At 62.9% G+C, this 10275-nt stretch carries 8 protein-coding genes; 7 read left to right on the forward strand and 1 reads right to left on the reverse strand.

What is annotated here, in order from left to right:
• Positions 1-792 (forward strand): D-2-hydroxyacid dehydrogenase (locus QAT43_RS11945; protein WP_305043308.1); only part of this gene is annotated, 792 nt, incomplete at its 5' end.
• Between the two features lie 50 nt (positions 793-842).
• On the forward strand, positions 843-1592 hold the full coding sequence (locus QAT43_RS11950; RefSeq protein WP_305043309.1) for a TIGR03915 family putative DNA repair protein: 750 nt from the start codon (positions 843-845) through the stop codon (positions 1590-1592).
• Between the two features lie 3 nt (positions 1593-1595).
• Here the strand turns inward: QAT43_RS11950 and QAT43_RS11955 are convergent, their stop codons facing one another.
• Positions 1596-2030, reverse strand: a complete 435-nt coding sequence (locus QAT43_RS11955; protein ID WP_305043310.1) for a hotdog fold thioesterase — start codon at positions 2028-2030, stop codon at positions 1596-1598.
• A 107-nt stretch (positions 2031-2137) separates the two neighbouring features.
• Between QAT43_RS11955 and QAT43_RS11960 the strand changes: the two genes are divergently transcribed.
• The 5 genes from QAT43_RS11960 to QAT43_RS11980 all read left to right on the forward strand — a co-directional run bounded on the left by QAT43_RS11960 (position 2138) and on the right by QAT43_RS11980 (position 10253).
• Complete coding sequence (locus QAT43_RS11960) at positions 2138-2587, forward strand: hypothetical protein (RefSeq protein ID WP_305043311.1); 450 nt, start codon at positions 2138-2140, stop codon at positions 2585-2587.
• 218 nt (positions 2588-2805) lie between these two features.
• The gene (locus QAT43_RS11965) at positions 2806-4866 is read left to right on the forward strand and encodes a serine protein kinase PrkA (protein WP_305043312.1); all 2061 of its coding nucleotides are present in this window, start codon (positions 2806-2808) and stop codon (positions 4864-4866) included.
• 105 nt (positions 4867-4971) lie between these two features.
• Positions 4972-6156, forward strand: coding sequence for a DUF444 family protein (locus QAT43_RS11970; protein ID WP_442900255.1), 1185 nt, complete (start codon positions 4972-4974; stop codon positions 6154-6156).
• A 138-nt stretch (positions 6157-6294) separates the two neighbouring features.
• The gene (locus QAT43_RS11975; RefSeq protein ID WP_305043314.1) at positions 6295-7956 is read left to right on the forward strand and encodes a SpoVR family protein; all 1662 of its coding nucleotides are present in this window, start codon (positions 6295-6297) and stop codon (positions 7954-7956) included.
• 11 nt (positions 7957-7967) lie between these two features.
• Complete coding sequence (locus QAT43_RS11980) at positions 7968-10253, forward strand: serine protein kinase PrkA (RefSeq protein WP_305043315.1); 2286 nt, start codon at positions 7968-7970, stop codon at positions 10251-10253.
• The last annotated feature ends 22 nt before the right edge of the window (positions 10254-10275 follow it).

Below are 10275 nucleotides of genomic sequence, written 5' to 3' on the forward strand. Positions count from 1 at the left end.
CAGTTGGCGCAATTGCCGCGGCTGCGCTACATCGGCGTTTTGGCCACGGGCTACAACGTGGTCGACGTGGCGGCGGCGCGCGAGCGAAACATCCTGGTGACCAACGTGCCCGCCTACAGCACGGCCTCGGTGGCGCAGCTGGTGTTTGCCCTGCTGCTGGAACTCACCCAGCAGGTCGGCCATCACGCCCGCCTGGTGCGTGAGGGCCGCTGGACGGCGGCCGCCGATTTCTGCTTCTGGGAGCGGCCGCTGGTGGAACTCGACGGGCTGACCCTGGGCATCGTCGGTTTCGGCGCCATCGGCCGACGCGTTGCCGGGCTGGCGCGGGCCTTCGGCATGGAGGTGCTGGTGCACACCGCCAACCCGGACAGGTACCGCGAGACGCGCGAAGGCCAGGACGTGCGCTTCGTCGGTCTCGACGAGCTCTTTGCCTCCGCCGACGCCCTGACCCTGCACTGTCCCCTCACCGAGGAGACGCGAAACCTGGTCGACGCGCGGCGCCTGGAGCTGATGAAGCCGAGCGCCTACCTGATCAACACCGGGCGTGGCCCCTTGGTGGACGAAGCCGCCCTGGCCGCCGCCCTCAACGCCGGGCGCATCGCCGGAGCCGGACTCGACGTGCTCTCCGTCGAGCCGCCCACATCCGCCAACCCGCTGCTTCAGGCGGCCAACTGTTTCATCACCCCGCACATCGCCTGGGCGACGCGCGCCGCCCGCGAGCGGCTGATGGCGACGGCGGTGGCCAATGTCCGCGCCTTTCTGGCCGGCGCGCCGCGCAATGTGGTGAGCTGAGAACTTCATTCGGCAGAGCGGGTCCATGGACCCGCTCTGCCAAAACATCCATGGACGCCCTGACCTATCACTACGACGGCAGCTACGCCGGGCTGCTCAGCGTGCTGCAACGCATCTTCGCCTGGCGCGAGACGCCGGCGGCGATTAGCGCCGACGAACCCGCCCAGGACGATCTATTCGCCGCGCCGATTTTCGTCGCTACCGATCCGCGGCGCGCCGATGAACTCCTCACGGCAATTCGCACCCATCTCTCCCCCCATACCGCCGCAAACCTGCGCCACGCCTTTTTTTCCGAACGGCCGGGAAGGGAAATGGCTCTCTACCACTACCTGGCCCAGGGCTGGCGGGTGCGAGGGCGCCTGGACGAGGATCTGGCCAACCCCGCCGTGAGCGAGGCGCACCGCCTCGCCCAGCTGGTGCGGCGCGAGGCGCATCGCCTCAAGGGGCTGGCGCGCTTTCGCGAAACCGCCGACGGTTTGCTTTACGCGCCCCTGGAACCCGCCCATTTCGTGCTGCCGCTGCTGGCGCCCCATTTCGCCGGGCGCCTGTCCGCCGAGCGCTGGCTGCTGCACGATGTACGGCGCGGCAAGGGTGTGCTCCATGAGGCGGGCCGCTGGGTGCTCGCCGACCTCACCGTCGCGGCGGCGCCGGAATTGAGCGACGAGGAGGCGCGCTGGCAGCAACTCTGGCGCACCTTTCACCGCCGCATCGCCATCGCCGAGCGCGCCAACCCCAGTCAGCAGCGCAGCTGCATGCCCATGAAATACTGGAGGTATCTGGTGGAAATGGAGGGATCGTAAAGCTCAGGCGCGTGGCTGACGCTCGACCACCGCCACGGTGAGGCGCGACACACACACCAGGGCGCCGGCTTCGTCGCGGATGCGGATGTCCCAGACCTGGCTGCGCTTGCCCAAATGCAGCGGCCGCGCCGTGCCGATCACCCAGCCGCCGCGCACCGCGCGCAGATGATTGGCGTTGATTTCCTGGCCGACGCAGGCTTTTTTGTGGGAATCGACGCACAGGTAGGCGGCGAAGCTGCCCAGGGTTTCGGCCAGGGCCACGGAGGCGCCGCCGTGCAGCAGGCCCGCCGGTTGGGTGGTGCGGGTGTCGACGGGCATGCGCGCGCTCAGGTGATCGGGGCCGATCTCGGTGAATTCCATGGCCAGATGGCCGCACATATTGTCTTGGGTCTTGCGGTTGAGATCGTCGAGAGTCGGGGTACGAAACCAGATGGACATGCTGACCTCCGCAAGGCAATGACAGGAAAAATCGCAACGGGCCCAGTGCAAATATTTACGCAAAACCGCTATAATGGCCACTCGTATTTTTTTCGAGGAGCGTTGTTTTGTCCCAACTGTCGAGAATCATCGGGTTTTTCCTGCTCTGCTGGCTGGCCGCCGTGACCTGTGCCGGGGCCTCGACCGATCCCGCGGGCGAGGAGTTCCGCATCGGCCACGAGCGGCACAAGCGCGGCAACATTCTCGATCTGCTCTTCGGCTCCGCCCCGCCCCTGCCCACGGAGCGGGGCAAAATCATCATCTACGCCTATCATGACGCCAACGGCAACAATCAGCGTGATCCCGGCGAACGTGAGCTGCATGAAAAAATCAGCTGCTCCGTCGAGGACATCGCCTACCTGGTCCCCGCCTATATCCCCGGCCTCGATCTGAGCGGCAGTTACAGCCTGGACTGCGAGGGGGAAGACTATCTGCCCCTGCTCATGGAATCGCAGATCTTCATCGAGCGCCGCGGCCAGATCATCCGCATCGACCTGCCCTGCCAGAAACTCAACTGAGCGTCTGAAAAAAGCTTCCTGAAAAAATTTTTTTCACCGCCGAGAGCGCTGAGAACGCTTAGAAAAATCGCATTTTTTTCAGGAATCCGCCTCTGCGTTCTTGGCGTTCTCCGCGGTAAAACTTGATCTGACCTTTCCCCTCCCCGCTAAAAATCCGAAACCTTGGTTTATAATGAACAACAGAGTAGCTCAACGTCCAGTCACGGGGAGGAAGACCAATGGCCAACAGCAGCACTCCGACGCTTGCCCAGCATGTTGCCGCGGTCAAGCAGGGCAAGCGGCGCTTCGAGAACGCCTTTCAGGGCGTGGCGCGCATGATTCTGGAAAACGAGATCGAAAAGGTCGTCGTCAACGCCCGCACCACCTATGATTTCAAGATTTTTCGCCAGGGCCGCCGGCATCCGGTGGGCATGTTCGACGAGATCAACAGCTTCGTCGCCTTCGTCAAGGATGCCGCCGAGGGCGGCTCGTCCAAGGAAATGGCCTTCGTGCTGGTGGGCGAGCCGGGCAACGGCAAGACCTTCTTCGTCGAGTACCTGTGCGGCCGCTACCGCGAGTTCATCGCCCGCGAGGAAAACCGCAAGCAAACCTTTCGCTTCATGGGCATGGAGCGGCTGGGCAGCTACGGCAAGATCGCCCAGATCGAGTCGCAGACCTACGAGGATCCCATGATCCTCGCCATGAACCTGTTTGACGATCCCGCCGAGAGCCGTCGCTGGCTGGGCGAGAAGGGCAAGTTCACTGACGCCGAGCTCGAAAATCTCTACGCCAACTATCGGCCCCTGGGGGCGTGCACCAGCTACATCTGGAACGACATCCGCAATTACTGCGACGGCAAGATCGACGAGATGCTCAAATTCGTCGAGATCCTGCCCGTGCCCCTCACCGAGAGTCTCGGCACCCTGACCGGCAAGTACGCGGCCAAGGACAAGATCACCTCGAGCGCCGTCGATCTCTTGGGCGAGGAATCCATCCAGCGCCTGCTGCACATCAGCGATACCCACAACCCCTACCGCTTCGATCTGCGGCGCGGCGCCCTGGCGCGGGTGGCGGGCGGCGGCATCCACTTCTCCGACGAGATCTACAAGAACAAGAAAGACCTGGTGCAGGTCTATCTCGGCGTGATCCAGAACCGCATGATCGAGATGGACGGCTACCGCTGGCCCATCGACACCCTGATCATCGCCACCAGCAACAACGCCGAGTTCAACCGCTTCCTCGCCGAGAAGGAGGAGGCGCCCATCGTCGACCGCTGCCGGGTGTGCTATGTGAGCCACAACACCAACTACAAGATGCAGCGCGAGTTGACCGGCTACGCCATCGGCAGCGAGACCAAGACCACCCTGACCAAGGAGCAACTGCACCAGGACCCGAATCTCAACTACGCGGCCTCGGTGTCCTTCATCCTCTCGCGCCTGCCGCGCTCGGAAAAGCTCACCCCCATCGAGACCATGAAGCTCGCCGCCGGCGAGGTGGCCGGCGAGAAGAGCGTCAAGGCCCTGGCCGAGGTGATCGACGCCCTCAACCAGGAACCCGACATCACCCGGCGTTTCGGCCAGAAGGGCCTCGGCCAGCGCAATCTGGGCCGTGCCGTGCAACTGCTCGGCGAAAGCTCGGAGACCAACGAGGGGCGCTGCATGTTCGCCTACGACATCTTCGGCGCGGTGGAGAAGATCATTCTCGATTACGTCTCCGACGCCAATGATCGCGGCAAGTACCTGGAGGATTTGAAGATCGCCAAGGAGCTCTACCGCGAGCGCATCATGACCGAGATGTTCAACGCCTACATGGACGAGCCCCAGGCGATCCGCAAGGACGTGATGAACTACGTCAACATGATCATCGGCATCGACGCCGAGAACCTGGGACCCGACAAGCTGTGGAAGTACAAGGATCCGCAGACCGGCCAGCTCCGGGCGCTCAAGATCGACGAGCGCTTCATCCGCAGCGTCGAGGAGCGCCTCGGTCTCAAGACCGAGGAGCAGTGCGAGACCTTCCGCACCTCCATCCGCAAGATTTACGGGCAGAAGATCACCGTCGATCCCAACTACGACTTCATGGACAACCTGGAGCTGGTCAAGGCGGTGACCGACGTGCGCCTGAAGAGCGACATCGCCGGGGCGGGCTCCCTGATCGGCGCTCTCGCCAACCGTACCAACGAGGAGAACCAGAAGCTCTACGACCGCATGATCGCCACCATGCTCGACAAGCTGGGCTACTGCCGGACCTGCGCGCAGAAGACCATCGAGTATTTTTGCACGCAGGAGGATGAGGCTTAAGGGCGGTCCTTGGTCATTGGTTAAAGGCGAGCGATGAAGAAGCGAGTGCCGATTGTCGAGGAAATCACGGTGCTGTCCCGCGGGGACTTCGACCTGCTGCTCAACATGGGCGAGCCCAAGGCGGGCTACACGGCGCATGTGCGGTCGCTGGATGAGTTGCTGGAGCGGGATCGGCGGCGCGAGGCGGATGGGTTCCCGCGTAAGATTCGCGTCGGGCGGCTGATCAAGCCGGGCAAGGGCGACGCCAAGGTGGTGGTGGTGCCGACCACCGTGGAGGAAAAGCTCATCCATGATCCCCATTTCCGGCCGCCGGACGAGGGCGACGAGAGCCTGGGCGGTACCGGCGAAGGCGAGGAAGGCGAGGTCATCGGCGAATCGCCGGTGCGCGAAACCGGCGAGGCGGGCGAGGGCGGCGCGGGCCAGGGCGAGGGCGGGTCCCACGAGGTGGAATCAAGCGCCTATGACCTGGGGCGCATCCTCACCGAGAAATTCGAGTTGCCCAACCTGCAGGACAAGGGCAAGAAGCGCTGGCTGACCCGCTACAGCTACGAACTCACCGACCGTCATCGCGGCTTCGGTCAGCTCCTCGACAAGAAGGCGACCCTGCGCCGCGTCCTCGAAACCAACCTGGCCCTGGGGCGCATCCCCGATCCCCAGGCCGTCGACCCCAACGAGCTGCTCATCTCGCCGGAGGATCGCGTCTATCGCATTCTCTCGCGCGAGAAGGACTACGAGTCCCAGGCCCTGGTGTTTTTCCTGCGCGACTATTCGGGCTCCATGGCGGGCAAGGCCACCGAGGTGGTGTGCACCCAGCACGTGCTCATCTATAGCTGGCTCATGTACCAGTACGAGCGCCAGGTGGAGACGCGCTTCATTCTGCATGACACCGAGGCCAAGGAGGTCAAGGATTTCTACACCTACTACAACTCGCGGGTGGCGGGCGGCACGCGGGTGGCGGCGGCCTATCGGCTGGTCAATGAGATGGTGGAGAAGGAGAGCCTGGCCAAGGATTACAACATCTACGTGTTCCACGGCACCGACGGCGACGACTGGGACACGGACGGCCAAGAGGTGCTGCCCGAGATCGAAAAGGTGCTCACCTACGCCAGCCGCGTCGGGGTGACGGTGGCCGAGCACGCCCATGGGTCGAGCGGCAACACCGAGGTGGAGCGCTACCTGAAGAAATCCGGCCTGTTGGAGAATAAACCCGAGCTGCTGCGCCTCGATGTCATGGGCGAGGACGCCGAGGAGCCGCGCATTATCGACGGCATCAAGAAGCTGATTTCCTAGGAACTTCTCCCTCCCCCCTGGTGGGGGAGGGCCGGGGGTCGGGGGGCGGGCTGGTTGCCGCCTGCATATCACCCTCCCCCCGACCCCCTCCCATCAAGGGAGGGGGGAACATTCGCCTGGAGGGCGACGGACGCCGACATGGAACTCATCAACCAGCACACCAAGGCGATCATGGAGGGCTGCAAGGAGCGGGCGCGCGCGGCGGGCCTACGCTTCGAGGACGAGACCCTGGAGTACATCGTCACCAACCGTGATCTGCTCGAACTCACCCCCAAGCTCATGATCCCCACCCTTTACGACTACTGGGTGCACGATGTCGAGGTGCTCAAGGAGAAGGGCCGCTACGAGCTCTATCCCGGCAACCCTTACGAGACGGTGATCAACACCCGGCCCGCCATCAGCTTCTACAACGACAACAACCCCGACTGGCTCAACGTGATGATCTTTTATCACGTGCTCGCCCACATCGATTTCTTCCAGAACAACATCTTCTTCCGCCACACCTGGGACTTCGACCTCACCGGCCAGGCCCTTTCCGACAAGCGGCTCGTCGCGCGACTGCGCGCCCGCCACGGCCGCTGGGTGGACTACGTCATCGAATTCGCCCGCGGCATCGACAACCTGGTGGGCTACTTCGAGGAGCTGGCCCGCTACGACCGGCCCGCCGCGACCCCCGCCTCGCGGCGCTTCGATTATTATTTCGACGTGTTCCTGCAGGACGTGAAGAAGGTGCGCACCTCGGACTACATCCGCGAGGTGGAGCGCTACAACGCCTGCTGCAAGGACCAGGGCGAGCTGGGCATCGAGGGGTTCTTCGCCGAGGTGGTGGTGAAATACCCCGAGTTCGAGGCCCTCTACGAAAAAAGCCTGGGCCAAAAGGGGGCCCGGACCACCGATCTGCTTCAGTACCTGATGGAGCATTCGGAGTTTCTCAAGCGCGAGGACAACCGCTGGATGCTCTCGGTGCTGCAGGTGGTGCGCAACACCTCGGTGTATTTTCAGCCGCAGATCCGCACCAAGATCCTCAACGAGGGCTGGGCGAGCTACTGGCACGAGCGGCTGTTTCTCGAGGATGACCGCATCCAGGGCCACGAGGTGGATTTCGCGCGGGTTCACGCGGGCGTGACCTCCCTGCCCAAGGTGGGCCTCAATCCCTATGCCCTGGGCATGCGGCTTTTCGAGTACATCGAGGAGATGGCCGACAAGGGCCGCTACAGCTTCGCTTATCAGAAACTCGGCGACGCGGAGGAACGGCGCCGTTTCGATGCCAAAACCGGCAAGGGGCGGGAGACGATCTTCGCGGTGCGCGCCAACGAGAGCGATTTTTCCTTCATCAGCCGCTACATCGACCAGGATTTTCTCGACCGGCACAAGCTCTTCGTCGCCGGCAAGCGCCTCAACCGCGCGCGCATGACCTGGCAGTACTACATCAAGAGCCGCAAGGCCGCCGACTACCGGCAAATGCTCGTCGACGACCTCTATCACCCGCCGCGCATCAACGTGGCGCGGGATCGGGGCGAGGACGGCAGCCTCTATCTGGTGCACAAGTTCGAGGGCAAGCCCCTGGTGCGCGACTACATCGCCAACACCCTGCTCGGCATCGAATACCTGTGGGGGCGCCCGGTGCAGCTCGAAACCAGCGAACCCGTGCCCGCCGCCGCGGCCTCGTCCAACGCGGCCCTGGCCGGGGCCTTCTCCGGCGTATCCGCCGAGCGCGAGGGCGAGCCGGCGCACATCAGCTGGCGGCGGGTGCTCTATACCCTGAAGAACCGGGAACTTTCCAAGGTCCCCCTGTCCTGAGCGGAAGCGCCATGAACGCCATCGAACGAGCCTTGCAGCGCATCAATCTCGCCGTCAACCACTGGGGACAGGGTGAGCTGGTGCCCTTCGCGGAATTTCTCCGGCGCGTCACCCAGGCGCCGCAGAGCATGGTGCGCAACGTTTTTCAGCAGTTTCACGACATGATCCGCAGCTACCTGAGCGAAGGTCACGACGAATACCCCGACGATCCCGAATCCATCCATTTCCGTTCCTACGACACGAGGCGGCTGTTCGTGGAGGATACGGACAATCCGTTTTTCGCCGATCGTCTCTTCGCCAATCGCCTGATCAATCTGGTCGACGCCCTCAAGCGCGGCGCCCAGCAGAACAAGATCTACATCTTCGAGGGTCCCCACGGCTGCGGCAAGAGCACCTTTCTCAACAATCTGCTGATGAAGTACGAAAAGTACGCCAACACCGAGGAGGGCGCCCTCTGGGAAACTGTCTGGCGCCTCGACCGGCGGGTGCTGGGCTCCTTCAGCCCGCAGGAAACCAACCTGTTCATCGACAAGCTCTCACTGCTCCTCGACGAGTACGAATTCGGCCAGAAGGAGGGCAACGAGTTCAAGACGGCCCTGGCCGCAGTGGAAAGCCACATCGAGGTGCCCTGCCCGAGCCACGACCATCCCCTGCTGATGATCCCCAAGGAAGGGCGGCGGCCGTTTCTCGACGTGCTCTTCGCCGAGGACGAGGAGGCACGCCGCCGATTCGATGATAAGGAATACGACTGGGTGTTTCGCACGGCCCCCTGCACCATCTGCGAATCCCTCTACCAGGCGCTGCTCGGCAAACTGCGCGACCCGGCCCAGGTCTATTCCATGGTCCACGCGCGGCCCATCGCCTTCAACCGGCGGGTCGGCGAGGGGGTGAGCGTCTTCAATCCGGGCGACAAGCCCCTCAAGCAGACCTCCCTCACCAACGAGATGCTTCAGGGGCGGCTCAACGCCCTGCTGCGCGACAGCAACCAGGTGCGCTACATCTTCTCGCGCTTCGCCCGCACCAACAACGGCATCTACGCGCTGATGGACGTCAAGGGCTACAACGTCGAGCGCCTCATCGAACTGCACAACATCATCAGCGAGGGCGTGCACAAGGTCGAGGACATCGAGGAAAACGTCAGCTCCCTGTTCCTGGCTCTGATGAATCCCGAGGACAAGGAGAACATCAAGGATTTCCACTCCTTCTCCGATCGCATCGAATACATCAAGGTGCCCTACGTCCTCGACATCAACACCGAAGTGGAAATCTACCGCAACACCTTCGGCCGCCAGATCGACGAGAATTTCCTGCCGCGGGTGCTGCACAACTTTTCCCGCACCATCATTTCCTCGCGCATGAACATCCGCAGCGAGGCCATGCTCGAATGGATCGGCGAGGCCGACAAGTACAAGATCTACTGCGACCCCAACCTGCAGCTGCTGAAAATGGAGATCTATACCGGCCACATCCCCAAGTGGCTCGTCGAGGAAGACCGCAAGCGCCTCACCGCCAAGCGCCGCCGGCGCATCATCGCCGAGTCGGAAACGGAAGGAACGCGGGGCTTCTCGGGGCGCGACGCGCTGAAAATCTTCAACGATTTCTACTCGACCTACGGCAAGCAGGGCAAGCTGGTGACCATGGCCAACCTGCACAAGTATTTCCGCACCCACAAGGAACTGGTGGAGGCCTTGCCCCACGGCTTTCTCGATTCCCTGGTGCAGATGTACGACTACACCGTGCTCCAGGAGGTCAAGGAATCGCTCTACTACTACAACGAGGAGCAGATCGGGCGCGACATCATGAACTACCTGTTTGCCGTTAACTTCGAGCCCGGCACCCTTGCCACCTGCAATTACACCGGGGCGCGCCTGGACATCAGCGAGGAATTCTTCGAGGGCATCGAGCGCAAGCTGCTCGGCTCCGCCGCCGATCTCGCCCAGCGCCTGCGCTTCCGCCGCGCCACGCAGAAGGACTACACCACCACTCTGACCAGCGAAATCATGGCCGAGGGCAAAAAACTCGACGACACCGCCCTGTTCCGCGACCTCTTCGAGCGCTACGTCTACCATCTCAAGGAAAAGGTGCTCGACCCCTTCCTCGAAAACGAAAACTTCCGCCGCGCCATCAAGGACTTCGGCGGCGAGGGCTTTCGCACCTACGACAAGAAGATCCGCGCCGACGTCTCCTTCCTCATCAACAACCTGGTGCGCAAGTACAAGTACACCCCCACCGGCGCCCGGGAGGTGTGCATGTACGTCATCGACAACGACATCGCCAAGAAATTCAGCGACCGCTGAAACGCCGAAAGCCCACCGGAGA

The organism is Geoalkalibacter sp. (genome assembly GCF_030604225.1).
Lineage (GTDB): Bacteria > Desulfobacterota > Desulfuromonadia > Desulfuromonadales > Geoalkalibacteraceae > Geoalkalibacter.